General features: G+C 54.9%; 13 protein-coding genes. 9 read left to right on the top strand and 4 right to left on the bottom strand.

The features are described from left to right. Nucleotides 1-897 carry a dihydrodipicolinate synthase family protein gene (locus LF95_RS09640; protein WP_073954975.1) on the bottom strand — a complete coding sequence of 299 codons (897 nt, stop codon included), beginning with the start codon at nucleotides 895-897 and terminating at the stop codon, nucleotides 1-3. A 191-nt stretch (nucleotides 898-1,088) separates the two neighbouring features. Here LF95_RS09640 and LF95_RS09635 point away from each other — a divergent pair, with 191 nt between their 5' ends. From LF95_RS09635 to LF95_RS09625, 3 genes are read left to right on the top strand one after another with little or no spacing between them, the layout of a single operon-like run. Beyond that, entirely contained in the window at nucleotides 1,089-2,093 is a 1,005-nt protein-coding gene (locus LF95_RS09635) for a sialic acid TRAP transporter substrate-binding protein SiaP (RefSeq protein WP_073954974.1), read from the top strand. Nucleotides 2,094-2,122: 29 nt separating this feature from the next. After that, nucleotides 2,123-2,623: a TRAP transporter small permease gene (locus LF95_RS09630; RefSeq protein ID WP_073954973.1), complete on the top strand. Its 501-nt coding sequence runs from the start codon at nucleotides 2,123-2,125 to the stop codon at nucleotides 2,621-2,623. After that, complete coding sequence (locus tag LF95_RS09625; RefSeq protein ID WP_073954972.1) at nucleotides 2,620-3,915, top strand: TRAP transporter large permease; 1,296 nt, start codon at nucleotides 2,620-2,622, stop codon at nucleotides 3,913-3,915. Before LF95_RS09630 ends, LF95_RS09625 begins: the two co-directional genes overlap by 4 nt. 170 nt (nucleotides 3,916-4,085) lie before the next feature. On the opposite strand, the gene LF95_RS09620 is transcribed toward LF95_RS09625, so the two are convergent. From LF95_RS09620 to LF95_RS09610, 3 genes are all read right to left on the bottom strand, one after another. Then, nucleotides 4,086-6,233, bottom strand: a complete 2,148-nt coding sequence (locus tag LF95_RS09620; RefSeq protein ID WP_073954971.1) for a methyl-accepting chemotaxis protein — start codon at nucleotides 6,231-6,233, stop codon at nucleotides 4,086-4,088. Nucleotides 6,234-6,691: 458 nt separating this feature from the next. Further along, nucleotides 6,692-7,489 carry a cobalt-precorrin-6A reductase gene (locus tag LF95_RS09615; protein WP_073954970.1) on the bottom strand — a complete coding sequence of 266 codons (798 nt, stop codon included), beginning with the start codon at nucleotides 7,487-7,489 and terminating at the stop codon, nucleotides 6,692-6,694. A gap of 104 nt (nucleotides 7,490-7,593) precedes the next feature. Continuing rightward, nucleotides 7,594-8,727 carry a cobalt-precorrin-5B (C(1))-methyltransferase gene (locus tag LF95_RS09610; RefSeq protein ID WP_073954969.1) on the bottom strand — a complete coding sequence of 378 codons (1,134 nt, stop codon included), beginning with the start codon at nucleotides 8,725-8,727 and terminating at the stop codon, nucleotides 7,594-7,596. Between the two features lie 258 nt (nucleotides 8,728-8,985). On the opposite strand from LF95_RS09610, the gene cobA reads away from it, so the two are divergent. From cobA to LF95_RS09580, 6 genes are all read left to right on the top strand, one after another. Continuing rightward, on the top strand, nucleotides 8,986-9,852 hold the full coding sequence (cobA, locus tag LF95_RS09605) for a uroporphyrinogen-III C-methyltransferase (RefSeq protein ID WP_073956146.1): 867 nt from the start codon (nucleotides 8,986-8,988) through the stop codon (nucleotides 9,850-9,852). 109 nt (nucleotides 9,853-9,961) lie between these two features. Further along, on the top strand, nucleotides 9,962-10,765 hold the full coding sequence (locus tag LF95_RS09600; protein WP_073954968.1) for a sulfite exporter TauE/SafE family protein: 804 nt from the start codon (nucleotides 9,962-9,964) through the stop codon (nucleotides 10,763-10,765). 186 nt (nucleotides 10,766-10,951) lie between these two features. After that, nucleotides 10,952-11,590: an SCO family protein gene (locus LF95_RS09595; RefSeq protein WP_073954967.1), complete on the top strand. Its 639-nt coding sequence runs from the start codon at nucleotides 10,952-10,954 to the stop codon at nucleotides 11,588-11,590. Then, nucleotides 11,571-13,016 (top strand): cobyrinate a,c-diamide synthase, encoded by a 1,446-nt coding sequence (locus LF95_RS09590; protein ID WP_073954966.1) that lies wholly within the window; start codon nucleotides 11,571-11,573, stop codon nucleotides 13,014-13,016. Before LF95_RS09595 ends, LF95_RS09590 begins: the two co-directional genes overlap by 20 nt. Nucleotides 13,017-13,098: 82 nt before the next feature. After that, a complete protein-coding gene (locus tag LF95_RS09585; RefSeq protein ID WP_073956145.1) occupies nucleotides 13,099-13,536 on the top strand; it encodes a YcgN family cysteine cluster protein in 438 nt (145 codons plus the stop codon). 145 nt (nucleotides 13,537-13,681) lie between these two features. Next, complete coding sequence (locus LF95_RS09580) at nucleotides 13,682-15,172, top strand: methyl-accepting chemotaxis protein (RefSeq protein ID WP_073954965.1); 1,491 nt, start codon at nucleotides 13,682-13,684, stop codon at nucleotides 15,170-15,172. Nucleotides 15,173-15,252: the final 80 nt, after the last annotated feature.

Raw genomic sequence — 15,252 nt, 5'->3', positions numbered from 1 at the left:
TTACCTCACAGGCGATGCGAACAGGTCGTCGTAACGTTTTGTCAGGGCTTGATACTGCTCCGGGGTTAAACGGGCAAGGGGGGCGCGTGCCGCAAGCCAGGATTGTTCCTGATCCAGATAGCCGACCAGCGCCTTGACTGCCGGTGTGACCGGATATTGCAAAATGGCTTCGACCAGTTCGCTAACACGCGGATCAACCGGCTTTTGCGCCATAATATCGGTCAACAGATCAGGCCGGAAATTTGCAACACCACTAATGGCACCAGCGCCACCCAGGGCAACACCGCGGGCCAGCAGGCGTTCATCGCCGATCAGAATATCAAGATCAGGAAAACGCTTCAAAAGCTCTTCGGTGTTTTCCCACTGACCTGCCGAATCCTTCACACCGCAAATCATGGTGGGGAAGTCTTTTTTCAGCTCGGCCACCATGTCGGGGGTGACGGGCGCGGCGGTTACCTGCGGAATGTGATACAAAATCACCTTCAGGCCGGTTGGGGCAATTTCCGTCAGCAGTTGGCGGAACCACACAAGTTGGCCGCCATCGGCAACGCCTTTGAAATAGAAGGGCGGGGCCAGCAAAATATGCGTGCTGCCCAGATCGGCAGCCTGACGGGCAAAAGCCACAGCATTGGGCAGGGACGATTCGAGAATCGCAAAAACAATTTTGTCCGCCGGGACACCTGCTGCCGTGATGGCATTGTGGGCCGCGACCTTTTCTTCCTGCGAAAGAGACGGGCCTTCACCTGTGGTGCCGCCCAGGGTGACAGAGCTGCAGCCCTTTGCCAGGACATTTTTTACGTGGGCAACCAGCAGGGCATTGTCGATATTGCCGGCGGATGTAAAGGGCGTGGTCAGGGCCGCAGAAATACCAAAGGGTCGGGTGGCGTCAAAAGTCATGGCGTGTTCCTGTCAGGCAATGGCCTGAAATAGTGTTTGCTGTTGGTGTATTAGGTGTTGTGTATCACTAACATGTTAGTTATACAATATGTTTGTTGGCGCTATAAACTTGGTTGATTTTCTGCCGGTAGCCATCCAAAAAGAATAATAAACGAGAAAGATCAGCTAATTAGTCCACGGGAGGACCTTAAATGTTTAAACATCTACCCAAATACACAGCCGGTATTGCGGCGGCCGCGATTCTGGCTTTTTCCGGTATGGCCAATTCGGCAATGGCTGATCCGATCAAATTGCGCATTTCATCCCCGGCGGTTGAAAGCGACTGGCATGCCAAAATGCTGACCGTTTTCAAAGACGAGCTGGAAAAGAACGCGCCGGGCGAGTTTGATGTTGAAATTCATCTGAATGCCAGCCTGTTCAAACAGGGGACCGAACCTGCTGCCATGCAGCGCGGCAACCTCGATATGGCGATGATTTCGGCCCAGGATATTGCCAAGCAGATCCCGGCATGGTCGGTTTTCACGGCAGGCTATCTGATTCGCGATCCGGACCATCAGCGCCACGTTTTCCACAGCGACATCGGTAAAGAATTTTACAAGATGGTCGCAGATGACATGAATATCGAAATTCTCGATGTCGGTTATCTTGGCACCCGCCAGCTTGACCTTCGTGGCGACAAAAAAATTGAAACCCCGGCCGACCTTGCCGGTGTGAAGCTGCGTATGCCTGGTTCGGATGCCTGGTTGTTCCTGGGCAATGCCCTGGGCGCAAACGCCACCCCGCTGGCATTTGGCGAAGTTTATACCGGCCTTCAGACCGGGACGATTGATGGTCAGGACAACCCGCTGCCGACCGTTAAGGCCGCAAAATTCTATGAAGTGACCAATCAGATCGTGCTGACCGGTCATCTGGTTGATGCTGTTTTCCTGTCGATGTCCAAGAAAACCTACGACACACTGAGCGAAAAACAGCAGAAAATCGTTCACAATGCGGCGGAAGTGGCAACGCTTTACAACAATGTCCACCGCATTGAAGACGAAGCAAAGCTGATCGAATTTTTCAAGGAACAGGGCCTGAAAGTGTACGCGCCCAATGTTGAGGCGTTCCGCGAGAAAGTACAGCAGGACTACCTGAATTCCGATTTCGCCAAAGACTGGCCGAAAGGCATTGTCGAGCGCATCAACGCAGTTAAGTGAGCCAAGTTGTGCGATCATTCGGATCCATAATGAAAAAAGGTTGCGAGGGCATCGCGGTGACATTGTTCATCGTGATGTTCGCAACCTTTCTTTTGCAGATTTTTTCCCGCTATGTCCTGAATGAACCTTTGGGCTGGACGGTGGAAGTTTGCGTTATTCTGTATATCTGGCTGGTGTTTTGGACATCGGCCTTCCTGTTGCGCGATAGCGAACATGTATCGTTCAACATGCTGTTTCTCATGGCCAATCCGCGTCAGAAACGGGTGATGGCCATTTTGGGCATTTTTTGCATTGGTGCTGCCTTTGCCGCCGGCCTGCCGGTGATTATTGATTATGTGCAGTTCATGCGGATCGAAAAAGCCCCGGTTACGCGCATTCCACTGAACTATATTTATGCGATTTTCCCGGTTTTCATCATTGCGGTGGTCATTCGATCCGCCGTGTCGCTGTATCGGCTGTTGACCCGCCGCTGGCAGGATGAAGTGGCCGCCATTGCCGGGGATGAAGAAGAACAAAGGGAACAGCCATGAGCCTGGCCTTTACGCTTAGCCTGGGTGGCTTTTTGCTGCTGGGCGCCATTGGTATGCCCATTTCACTTGCGGCCCTGGCCAGCTCCATTGCCTATCTTTTCATGACCGGGCAGGATGTGGGGCTGGTGGCGGAACAGGCGCTGAACGGCCTGTTTAACAGCTATGTCCTGCTGGCGGTGCCATTGTTCATTCTGGCTGCCAATTTCATGAATGCCGGGACCATCAGTGACCGGTTGCTGAATTTCTGTGTGGCCATTGTAGGCCGCATGCGTGGCGGTCTTGCCCATGTCAATGTGATGGCGAGCCTGATTTTTTCGGGCATGTCGGGGTCCGCGATTGCCGATGCCGCCGGTATTGGCCGCGTGATCATTGACCTGATGTGCCGCAATAACCGTTATCCGCCGGGATATGCTGCCGCCTTGACGGCCGCCTCAAGCGTGATCGGTCCGATCATTCCGCCGTCCATCCCCATGATCCTGTATGCACTGATTTCCGATACCTCGATCGGGTATCTGTTTTTGGGCGGGATTGTGCCGGGGCTGTTGCTGGCGCTGGTGTTGATGATCCTGAATGCCATTACGGCGCGCCGGCGTGATTTCCCGCGTGACGAGGCGGTGCCGATGCGTGAAATTCCCCGGCTGACGATGCGGGCTTTCCCGGCCCTGATGCTGCCGGTCATTTTGTTGTATGGCATTTATGGCGGTGTCACCACCCCGACCGAGGCAGCGGCGGTTGCTGCGGTTTATGCCCTGGTATTGTCGGTGGTTTTCTATCGTTCATTGACCTGGAAAGACTTTTACAGGCTGGTTCTGGACGGGGCGCGCTCAACCTCGGTGGTGGGGTTGATCATTGCCTCGGCCCTGGTGCTGAATTACCTGGTGGCGAGCGAAAACGTCCCCTCGATGGTGGCAGGTGCGCTGGCCGGACTGGAAATGTCGCCCATTGTTTTCCTGCTGGGGGTCAACATTCTGATCCTGCTGTTGGGCTGCCTGTTTGATGCCACGACCCTGCTTTTGATTGTGGTGCCGCTGTTTTTGCCAGCCGCCAAAATGCTGGGCATCGACCTTGTGCATTTTGGTGTGGTGGTGACGGTCAATATCATGATCGGGCTGGTAACGCCGCCTTATGGGGTGGTGCTGTTTGTTCTGAACGGCGTCACGGGTATTCCGCTGCGCGATATTATCCGCGAAATCTGGCCGTTTATCTTTGTGCTGCTGCTGGCCCTTTTGGCAATGACGCTTATTCCGTCCATTGTTTTGTGGTTGCCGCGCATGTTTGGTTATGCCGGTTAAGGACCGCGATATTACCTGTTGATTGCCGTGTTACAGCAAACCCCCGCCTGTCATTAAGACTGGCGGGGGTTTGTTATAGGTGCCCTTTGGATTGCGCCAAAGGGCAAAGCCGAACCGGGCTGGGGCAAACCAGGCATATAATGCAAACCAGTCCGGCTTCTTTCCGGTAGTCAGTCGGCGCGCACCCGGCTGACAAAATTGTTGGCCTCAAATTGCAGGTTCTGCGTTTTGCGCAGCAGTTCTCCGGCAACGTCGCGGGCATGGCTGGCAAGGTTTTGCACCATGCTGGCGGTTTGCGAAACGCTTTCCATATTGGCCGACATATGGCGTACACCATTTGCGGCTTCCTCGGAACCCGTTGCAATTTCGCCGGTTGCCGCCCCCTGCTGGCGCATCGCCGCCCCGATCGAGGCCGAAATCACATCCATTTCGCCAATGGTATGAGCGATTGCGGAGATCATTTCAACGGCATCGTTGCTGACGGTACGCATTTCTTCGATCTGACGGCCAATATCGTCGGTGGCGCGCTGGGTCTGGGTGGCAAGATTTTTGACTTCGCCTGCCACCACGGCAAAGCCTTTGCCGGCGTCACCGGCACGGGCGGCCTCGATGGTGGCATTCAGGGCCAAAAGGTTGGTCTGATCGGCAATATTGGTGATCAGGTTAATGACTTCGCCAATGCGCGCTGCGGTTTCCGACATTTGGCGCACGGTTTCATCGGAACGTCGGGCCTGACCGACGGCATTTTGCGAAATTTCCTCGGCCTTGATGATCTGGCGTTCAATTTCGCGCACCGATGCCGAAAGCTGTTCGGTCGCCGACGAGACGGAACTGACATTGCGCGAGGCCTCCTGCGAGGCATTGGTGACTTCCATTGCACGGGCGACGTTATTGCCGGCATTGTCGGCCATTTTGCCCATCGTCTCGCCCATATCGCCCGCCGCCTTGACCAGTTCTGCCACCAGGGCATTGATGGTGGCCTCAAACCCGTCCGCCATTTCCAGCAGGGTTTGGCGGCGCAATTGTTCGGCGCGCTGTTCGGCGGCCTGGTTTTCGGCCCGCAGGCGTTGTGCTTCCAGCCCGTTTTCACGGAAGGTTTCCACCGCGATGGCCATATCGGCAATTTCGTCACGCCCCCTGTCGATGACCGGGGTGTCAAGGTCGCCGCTGGCAAGGCGCGTCATGGCGCTGTTCAGGCCGATCAGGCGGCGCAAAAGATTGCGCTGGACATACAGCCAGAGAATGAGACCGGAAATCACGATGACCGCGATAATCACCGCGACCATTATGGTACGCGATGCGTCGATGGTCCCTTCAACTGCCTGGTTGGCAGCGTCGATTTTGTTTTGCATTTGCGCAAGCACCTGTTGGGCGCTTTGGGCAATGTCGGCTGAAATATTGTTGTTCTCGCTGAGGATATCTTCAAGCGTGGCACTGGTTTGCAGGTGCTGGCCCTGCAGGTTAAACAGGTTTTGATCGGCATTCGGGCTCAGATTTGCGTGGATAATGTCGAACTGTTTCTGGCCTTCGGCCTTTTGTGCCGTGTCGTCTATATGTTCGATGCCCTTTTGCAATTGGGTCAGCAAAGGGTCCGCCTGGAATTTGATGCGGTCCAGGTCTTTGACGGTACTGGCTGCCAAAATCTGGTCGCCGGTTGCGGGAATTTGGAAAGCATTGGCGCGCAAATCCCCCATATTCTGGACATTGACGGCATTTACATCCAGCAGGGTATTAAGCTTGTCCGAGGCGACCGATGTTTGGTCGGGATCCCCGATCAGGGAATAAAGCGAGCTGGCATTGTCGTTGAGATTCATCGCGGCATTGACGCCCAGATTATTGGCAAGCTGTTCGATGCTTGCTGCGGCCCTGGCATTTTGTTCTGAACGGTTATTCAGTTCAGTGCCCAGTTTAAACAGGGTCAGGCGTGTGTCACTCAGGCGACGGATATTTTTGCCAAGCTGGCCGGTCTTTTCGGAAAAACTGCTGAGAATGTTGGCCTTGACCCCCAGTTGCGACAGACGGGCAATATCGTCATGGATTGCGGTTTCGACGGTTGAAAGTCTTTCGGTTGCTGTTTTGACCGCCGTTTCATCTTCGGCGGCGGCAACCATACGGCCAATTGCAGTCAGGGCGTTTCCTTTGGCATAAAGCTGTTGGGCCGTAGCAAGGGCTGGAATGGCTTCTTCCGAGACCGTTTTTTGCTGTTGGCTGGTGGCTTCAAATGAAAAAAGGCTGATGCCCGCGGCACTCGCGGCCAGCAGGGCGATTGGTACGATGGCAAGCATCAAGCGCCCGCGCAAACCAAGACGACCACTCATTCCAAGTTCCCCATATATTGGTTGGTATCGTCGTGCGGTGCTTTTGACCGTTCTGTCGACATGGTTGTAATCCCCTTTTTGCCAGGTCGCGGGCTTGTGGTGGTTAGGGGAAATCCCATTATTTTCCCCTCCCGATGCCGGGGCGACATGGCAGACAGAAAATATTCCGCGTCAGATGGGGGCTGGCAAGGAGATTAACCAAATTTCATGTGTGGTTATGTAAGCCTGGGAGAAAGCACAATTCAGGGTGCAATATCTGTGGTAAAAACTGCCGAAAATGGCTGTTTTTCAGGGGAATTGTCACATTGCTGAAACATCGATCCAGTAGGGCCGAATCGGCGATTAGACTCCCTTTCCCTGCATGACGGAAGGAAGAATGCCCCTGGCAAAATGCGTCAATCCAGGGGAAAGGGAGTTTAAGGCGGATTTGGTGTGCCGCCCTGCTGGTAAGCAATTGCTTATTGTGTTGTGTGATGATGGGCGACTTTTTGCATGACCTCTTCGGTGCTGCTGGCATAATCGACCGCCTCAAGCGGGGGGCGTTCGATCATGATGACGGGGATACCGAGTTCGCGTGCGGCAATCAGTTTGCCTTCGCTGGCCTCGCCTCCACTGTTTTTGGTGACAACAACGTCAATTTCGTAGCGTTCCAGCAATTCACGTTCGCGGTCCGGTGAAAAGGGGCCGCGTGCCGACAACCATTCGCCATTTTCCAGGTCAAAGGTTTGTTTGGGGGCTTCGACTGTGCGCACCAGCAACCAGCAATCCTGCAGGTTGTTAAAATAATGCAGGTTCTTGCGGCCAATGGCAATCAGGGCACGTTTGCCCACCGATGGCAGCTTTTGCGCGGCCGCCTTGAGATCGGGCACTGTGATCCAGCGATCCCCCTCGGTCGGTGTCCAGGGGGCACGATGGTATTGAATGCAGGGCGTGCCGGCCTGTTCGCAGGCTGTGGCAATATGGGCCGAGATTTGCGTGGCAAAGGGATGGGTGGCATCAATTACCAGATCGATGCCTTCTTTTTTGAGGTTTTTGACAATGCCTTCCGGCCCGCCAAAACCGCCAATGCGAACGGGGACGCCATCGGGCAGATTGGGCGCACTGGTACGCCCGGCAATGGAAAGCTGCAAACGGATGTGGGAACCAAACCTGACCAAAAGCTCGCTGGTGATCCGGTTGGCATCACCGGTGCCACCAAAAACCAGCACATTGAGCGGGGAAAGATGATTTTTCAGTCTCAGGTCGGGATCGGACATCGGCAATCGGTTTCCTTTGGTTAGGTTCAATTCTGTGTGTCACAAACAGCCGCATGTATGCGGGCTGTTCAAACAGGGATGTGGCTGAAATGCAGCGTTGTGTTTCAGCAGCCCCTGGCGGGGCCTGTGTGCGAGGAACAGGACGGGAGCGCAAGCCGACCAGCGCGGCCCACCATTTTGCCCTGACGGTCAAAAATAACAACCTCGATTGCGCAGGCGCCATCAAGGGTTGCCATTGCCGTTTCGCGTGCCTGTCTGGCAATGATCTCGGCAATATTAACGTTTTGGCTGGCACAAAGTTCCAACACATGGCGGGCGGTATTGGCCGTGCGAATGGCGTTGCACAATGCTTCATCCGCACCGGCATTATCGGCGGTTTGCGCCAATTTTACCATATCAACCTGCGACCGGCTGCTGTGCAGGTCCAGATGGCCCTGTGCCAGTTTGACCAGTTTGCCAAATCCCCCGGCAATGGTGACATTGGCAACCGGATTGCGGCGCAGATATTTCAGCATGCCCCCCACAAAGTCGCCCATATCGATCAGGGCTTCATCGGGCAGTTTATATAGCGCCTTGATTGCACTTTCAGATGTTTTACCCGTCGCCCCGGCAATGTGGGGCCGCCCGGTGGCACGGGCGACATCTATGCCGCGATGAATGGAATGGATCCAGGCCGAACAGCTAAAAGGAATGACAACGCCGGTGGTACCCAAAACCGAGAGTCCCCCGATAATGCCCAGGCGGGGATTCCAGGTTTTTTGTGCGATATCTTCGCCCCCGGGAATGGAAATTTCAATTTCCACATCAGGCTGCACACCAAAGCTTGCGGCCAGTTCCAAGATTTGTGCCACCATCATTTCGCGCGGTTTGGGGTTGATGGCAGGTTCCCCGACCGGCAGCGGCAGGCCGGGTTTTGTAACCATGCCAACACCCGCCCCGGCATGAAACGAAATGCCTGCCCCCGGTTTGGCCTGGCGCAGGGTGGCAATGATTTCGGCCTGGTGGGTCACATCGGGGTCATCGCCCGCATCCTTGATGACACTGGCCCGTGCCCAGCCCGGCCCGGTTTCCTGTTTGACCAGGGCAAAGTGCGGGGTTTCACCGCGCGGCAGGGTAATGCCGACCGGATCGGGAAACGCGCCTGACAGCAATGCCTGCCAGGCCGCACGGGTGGCGGCGGTGGCACAGGCCCCGGTTGTCCATCCTTTACGTAGCGGGCCGTCGGGTTTGCGGGTCATGGGGCGGGCTGAATTCCTGTTATCCGGGGTGCTGCCATGTTATCGGCAGCATCCTAGCTGGTTTGCCAATAACAGACCATTGCCTGATGATGTCAATAAAAACACTTAATTATTGTATATATTAAAATAATACCTGAAAAAATTGGATTTATCTGTTGCCTTACGATGACTATTCCTGTGTAAGATGTCCGTCATGTTCCGGTTTCGCAACCGGATGTGGCAGATGGGGTTTTCCTGAAATTCGGGTTCGTTGCGCGTATGACATCACTTGGTATTGATTTTCCGGTATTTGAAGCAGGCTGGGTCTGGCTGGTTGGCGCCGGGCCGGGCGACCCCGGATTGTTGACGCTGCATGCCGTTAACGCCATGCAACAGGCCGATGTGGTGGTGTATGATGCGTTGGTCGATGACCGCATTTTAAACCTGCTGCGGCCCGATACGAAACAGATTTACGCGGGCAAACGCGGTGGCCGTCCCTCGGCCAAACAAACCGATATTTCGCTGGAACTGGTGGATTTGGCCCGCCAGGGGCTGCGTGTTTTGCGCCTGAAGGGCGGGGACCCGTTTGTGTTTGGCCGTGGTGGAGAAGAGGGCCTGACCCTGGTGGAGCATGGCATTCCGTTTCGTGTCGTGCCCGGCATTACCGCCGGGATTGCCGGGGCGGCCTATGCCGGTATTCCGGCAACCCACCGGGATTGTAATTCCGCCGTTACCTTTGTCACCGGCCACGGGGCCAGTGGCGATGTCCCCGACAATATCCATTGGGCGTCGCTGGCCGAAGGATCGCAGGTTTTGGTGATGTATATGGCGATGAAGCATATTGATCGCATTGCCAACCGCCTGATGGAACATGGCCGCCCGGCAGACGAACCGGTTGCCGTGATCAGCCGGGCGACTACCCCCCACCAGCAATTACTGATCACGACCCTGAAAAATGCCGCCCGAGATATTGCCAATTCGCAGCTTGAACCGCCAGCCATTTGCATTGTCGGCAAAGTTGTTGATTTGCGCGATCGCCTGAATTGGCTGTCGCCACAGGATGATGTGGCAGAGGTGCGCCATGTTGCCCTGGATCAGATTTTGGATCTGATTGTTCCGGCTGACACGGCGTCGGATGCGTCGTAAGCGGCTTGCTGCGTTGTTGGCGTGAAATTGATCTATATCGTTGTTCTTTGCGTTGGGGCCCGGCACAATCACGTGACCATCGGGCGTGGCCCCATAAGCAGGTAGATCAATGGACGAACAGCAAATTCTGATCCGCATTATCGAAAGCGGCTGGGCACAGTGCAGCACAGCGGTGCGCCAGGATGGCGGTGTGATGGTGACGGCGTTGCTGGCGGGCCTGGTGGGCAGTGCCACCCATTGTGTCGGGATGTGCGGGCCCTTTGTCGTCAGCCAGGTGACAGCGCGTATGGAAAAAATGCCGCTTGATAAAATGTCGGAATTTCGTCGCCTGACGGGGGCTGCTCTTTTTCCTTATCATTTCGGTCGGTTAACGACCTATATTTTCCTGGGTGTTCTGGCCGGGTTTTTTACCGACAGCATTTCCGCCCTTGCCCGGGTTTGGTGGATTGGCCCGGTTTTGCTGGGCATCGCCGCGCTGTTTTTTCTGGTTTATGGTATTTCCGGGCTGGTGCCGCATTTGTCAGGCGTGTTGCCGGGACGTATGGCGCGGGCGACGGGCACATCATCGGGGCCGGCACACTGGTGGAATCGCAAGGTAACAGCGCGGTTGGGGCCGTTTTTCAGCGCGCCGTTCGGTGTGCGTGGATATGTGCTGGGTGTGTTGCTGGGCTTTATTCCCTGTGGCCTGATATATGGCGCGCTGGTGCTGGCTGCGGCAGGCGGATCGGCCCTTACTGGGGGCATGGTGATGGCGGCCTTTGGGCTGGGGACCATTCCCATGTTGTTTGCAACTGGCTGGATCGGGCAATATGCAACCCGTAAATTCCGCAATGTGATGACACCTGTTGGCCGGGGGCTGATGGTGGCCAATGCGGTGGTGCTGGCCGTGCTGGCCTGGCATCAGATGGCGTAAAGCGGTTGCCTAGCATGCCTCTTCTATCAAGGGTGGCAATTTGGCCCATAACAGGATATTCCGGTTGGGCGGATTGGTTGATTGATAATTAGAATGATTGGTAATTGTGCGCACCTGAAGGGAACCTGCTGATCATGCAGGCTTCGGGGGACGGGTGGTCAGCCTTACAAACAAGGACGGCGAGACGTGGATAGAAGAATCTGGGTAATCATCATTGCCATTATTTTGGTGCTGTCATTTGGTTTTGGCTTCCGGCTTTACGAAATGGGCCGCAACATTACGGTGGAAAATGGCGGGCAAACCAATAGTTCGGGTGTTGCCACCATTGGTGGGCCCTTTACCCTGGTGGACCAGACCGGCAAAACCCGCACCGAACAGGATTTTCGCGGCCAGTATATGCTGATTTATTTTGGCTATACCTATTGTCCCGATGTGTGCCCGACCGAATTGCAGGCGATTTCCAATGCGATGGATTTATTGCCCCAGGATATTGCCAAGCAGGTTCAGCCGATTTTCATTTCGGTTGATCCCGAGCGCGACACCGTGGCGGCAATGGCCGATTATGTACCCCATTTTCACCCGCGCCTGATTGGCCTGACCGGTACGCTGGAACAAACCAGTGCGGCTGCCAAAGCCTACCGGGTTTATTATGCCAAGGCCTTCGAGGATGGCGAGCCGAAGGATTCGGACAGCTATCTTGTCGATCATACGTCCTTTATTTATCTGATGGGGAAAGACGGCACCTATATCCGTCATTTCAATCAAGGTGAAACGCCAGAAAAAATCGCCGAAGGCGTTGCAAAAGTTGTCGAAAACCAGGAATGAACCCGTTCCGGGCCTGCTGATTGCGGCCCCGTCCTCCAATAGCGGCAAAACCGTTATCACCCTGGGAATATTGCGGGCACTGCTTCGCCGTGGGCAACTGGTTGCGGCGGCCAAGGCCGGACCAGATTATATTGATCCGGCCTTTCAACAGGCGGCCAGCCAGCGGCGTTGCATTAACCTTGATCCCTGGGCGATGGCACCTGAGGCCATTGAGGCGTTGGCGCGCTGGCATGTTGGGCCGCCCGGTGCTGGTAGCGGTGATGATGGCGGATTTTTGCTGTGTGAAGGTGTGATGGGCCTGTTTGATGGTGCGGCTGGCGGGGGCGGATCATCGGCTGATTTGGCGGCATTGATGAATTGGCCGGTGGTGCTGGTGGTGGATGTGCGCGGTCAGGCGGCATCGGCAGCGGCGGTTATTCAGGGGTTTGCCCGGTTTCGTGCCGATGTGCGAATCGCCGGGGTGATTTTGAACCGGGTGGGAAGTCCCCGCCATCGCGATTTGATTATGACGGCTTGTGCGCAGGCGATTCCCGATATTCCTGTCATTGGAGCGGTGATGCGTGATGATGCGTTGTCGCTGCCCGAACGGCATTTGGGCCTGGTGCAGGCGGGTGAACACCCGGCGCTGGAGGCTTTTCTTGATCGTGCGGCGACAATCATGGAGCGCGACATTGACCTTGACCGGCTGTTGCAGCTTGCTGGCGTTGATATCTTGGCCCGTGACCAGACCAAGATATCAACGGATGATGACGGGCCGGGGCTGGCTCATCCTCGCCCTCATCCTCATCCGCAACGGGACGAACAGCAGGATGAGGCCGCGCATAAAGCCCCGGTGACGATTGCGCCTTTGGGGCGGCATATTGCGGTGGCGCGCGATGATGCCTTTGCCTTTTGTTATCTGCATCTGATTGCCGGTTGGGAAGCTGCCGGGGCCAGGATTGACTATTTTTCTCCCTTGGCAAACGCGGCGCCATCGCAGGATTGCGATGCGGTTTATCTGCCTGGCGGGTATCCTGAACTACATGCAGCAGAGCTGGCAAAAGCGGACCGGTTCATGACCGCCTTGCGCGATGCCGCCCGGCGCGGGATTCCGGTTTATGGCGAGTGCGGCGGATATATGGTGCTAGGCGACATTCTGGTGGATGGCGCGGGCAAGCGGCACCACATGGCCGGTTTATTGCCGCTTGAAACCAGTTTTGCGCAGCGACGCTTGCATCTTGGCTACCGACAGGTAGAAGTCAGCCAGGATTGTCCATTGGGAATGGCGGGCACGGTTTTGCGCGGCCATGAATTCCATTATGCCAGCACGATAAGGGCCGATGGGCCCGGCTGGTTGATGGCGTGCACCGCCGATGGACGGGATTTGGGGGCGTGTGGCCTGCAAAACGGCTCGGTGTTTGGATCTTTTTTTCATCTGATCTGTTAATAATCTGGTCGGTTTTCCACATGTGACCGTAACAACTTGAGACCAGGTACCGATGCCCCGGTGCCTGATACTGGATTTTGATATGACTTTGCCTTTCTGGAAAACCAAACGTCTTGAAGAGATGTCCCGGGATGAATGGGAATCGTTGTGTGACGGCTGCGGGAAATGCTGTTTGCACAAATTGCAGGACGAAGACACCGACGTTCTTTTTTATACCTCGGTCGCGTGTCGCCTGCTTGATTGCGACAGCTGCCAGTGTAGCGATTATCCTAACCGCAAGCAGCATGTGCCCGACTGCGTACAGCTTTCAATCGAGAATATCGAAGAAATTGACTGGATGCCGTCAACCTGTGCGTATCGGCTGATGCGGGATGGCAAAGACCTGCCCGCTTGGCATCCCCTGGTTACAGGTGATCCGCAATCAACGATCCGGGCGGGCATGTCTGTCTCCGGACGAGTGATGTCCGAGCTTGATGCGCATCCGGACCTGGAAAAATATATCGTCGACTGGCCTTCCTGAAGCGTATGCGAGTAACAGGGCAAAAAAACAACTGCCAGTACGTTTTTGACTCGCGTATTATACTTTTATATAGTATTTTTATTCAAAAGGAGCAGTTTTACCTGTGTGCTCATGGGGTCTTACTTATCTTTAAGGTGGAATAATTATGGTATTTTCGCGAATTTTTCGATCAAGCAAGGCTCAGGATGCCTCTCAGGTTCTGGATGCACTGACTCTGTCAATGGCATCGATCGAGTTTTCGATGGATGGAGAAATCTTGACGGCAAACGAGAATTTTCTGGCGATTACCGGTTACACACTGGCTGAGATTGTTGGTAAGTCGCACAGTATTTTTGTGCCGCGGGAAGAGCGTGAGACACCGGAATACAAGAATTTCTGGAAAAAACTGCGAAATGGCGAGTTTCAGCGTTCGGCCTTTCGCCGGGTCACGAAGACGGGCGAGGATGTTTGGCTTGAGGCCAGCTATAACCCGGTATTTGACCGGCGCGGGGTGCCGGTAAAGGTCATCAAGTTTGCCACCGACATTACTGAACGCCGCCAGGAACGTGCGGTTTTGCAAGGTGTGTACAATGCCATCAGCAAGGCTCAGGCCCTTATTGAATTTGACCTTGATGGCAAAATCCTGACAGCCAACCAGAACTTTCTTGATGTGTTTGACTATCGCCTTAAGGATATTGAAGGCAAACATCACAGCATGTTTGTTGATGTTGGCGTTAAGGATACGCGCGAATATGCCGATTTCTGGCGTGCTTTGAAGCAGGGGACTTTCCAGCAGGGCCAATACAAACGGATTGGCAAAAATCGCAAAGTTGTCTGGATCGAGGCATCTTATAATCCGATCCTTGATCCGATGGGCAAACCTTTCAAGGTGATCAAGTTTGCCACTGATGTAACGGAACAGGTCAATCTGCTGATTGAGCTCAAGGCGATGATTGATAACAATTTCTCGGAAATTGATAACAATATCGCGGTATTGGGCGATACGGCGACCGATGCGGTGATGGCGGCAACCAATACATCGGAAACCGTTCATACCGTTGCCACTAGTGCAGAGCAGCTTGCGGCATCGATCGCGGAAATTTCGCGCAGCATGGCACAGTCGCGCAGTGCAACCGAACAGGTGTTTGAGCAAACGGTCGCTGCCGATTCTTCGACCCAGCGCATGTCCCAGGTTGTGGCGGCGATGGGCAATATTGTCGAGGTTATTCAGGATATTGCCGGACAGATTAATCTTCTGGCTTTGAATGCCACCATCGAATCGGCCCGGGCCGGAGATGCGGGCAAGGGCTTTGCCGTGGTTGCCAATGAGGTGAAAAACCTTGCCAATCAGGCCGCACGGGCGACTGATCAGATTGCCGAGGAAATTTCGGGCATTCAGTCGATCACGACCGAAGTGGTGGATGCCTTGGGCACGATCCGAAATTCGGTTGAGATGGTGCGCGATAGCGTTGCCAATATTTCGTCTGCGGTTGAAGAGCAAAGTGCCGTGACAGACGGGGTTTCGGACAATATCCAGTCAATGCGTGACACGGTCGAGGCGGTTTCACGCAACATTGGCGATATTCAGAAATCGGCCGGGTCGGTGGCAACAGCGGTGAATCGCACCCGGGAAGCAGCTGAAATCCTGGCCCGTTAATGCTGGCTTAATGCAGTTCGATACGCTGCAAATTAAAGGCAAATTGCTTTATTGTTGCCCCGATTGTAAGGGCACCTATA

The organism is Thalassospira sp. TSL5-1, from assembly GCF_001907695.1.
Classification (GTDB): Bacteria; Pseudomonadota; Alphaproteobacteria; order Rhodospirillales; family Thalassospiraceae; genus Thalassospira.
This window is presented reverse-complemented; position numbering and strand designations above follow the sequence as displayed.

Bases quoted from the DNA above. Each gene is read 5' to 3' on its own strand.
- LF95_RS09640 (WP_073954975.1), bottom strand. From the start codon at position 897: ATGACTTTTGACGCCACCCGACCCTTTGGTATTTCTGCGGCCCTGACC.
- LF95_RS09635 (WP_073954974.1), top strand. From the start codon at position 1,089: ATGTTTAAACATCTACCCAAATACACAGCCGGTATTGCGGCGGCCGCG.
- LF95_RS09630 (WP_073954973.1), top strand. From the start codon at position 2,123: ATGAAAAAAGGTTGCGAGGGCATCGCGGTGACATTGTTCATCGTGATG.
- LF95_RS09625 (WP_073954972.1), top strand. From the start codon at position 2,620: ATGAGCCTGGCCTTTACGCTTAGCCTGGGTGGCTTTTTGCTGCTGGGC.
- LF95_RS09620 (WP_073954971.1), bottom strand. From the start codon at position 6,233: ATGAGTGGTCGTCTTGGTTTGCGCGGGCGCTTGATGCTTGCCATCGTA.
- LF95_RS09615 (WP_073954970.1), bottom strand. From the start codon at position 7,489: ATGTCCGATCCCGACCTGAGACTGAAAAATCATCTTTCCCCGCTCAAT.
- LF95_RS09610 (WP_073954969.1), bottom strand. From the start codon at position 8,727: ATGACCCGCAAACCCGACGGCCCGCTACGTAAAGGATGGACAACCGGG.
- cobA (WP_073956146.1), top strand. From the start codon at position 8,986: ATGACATCACTTGGTATTGATTTTCCGGTATTTGAAGCAGGCTGGGTC.
- LF95_RS09600 (WP_073954968.1), top strand. From the start codon at position 9,962: ATGGACGAACAGCAAATTCTGATCCGCATTATCGAAAGCGGCTGGGCA.
- LF95_RS09585 (WP_073956145.1), top strand. From the start codon at position 13,099: ATGACTTTGCCTTTCTGGAAAACCAAACGTCTTGAAGAGATGTCCCGG.
- LF95_RS09580 (WP_073954965.1), top strand. From the start codon at position 13,682: ATGGTATTTTCGCGAATTTTTCGATCAAGCAAGGCTCAGGATGCCTCT.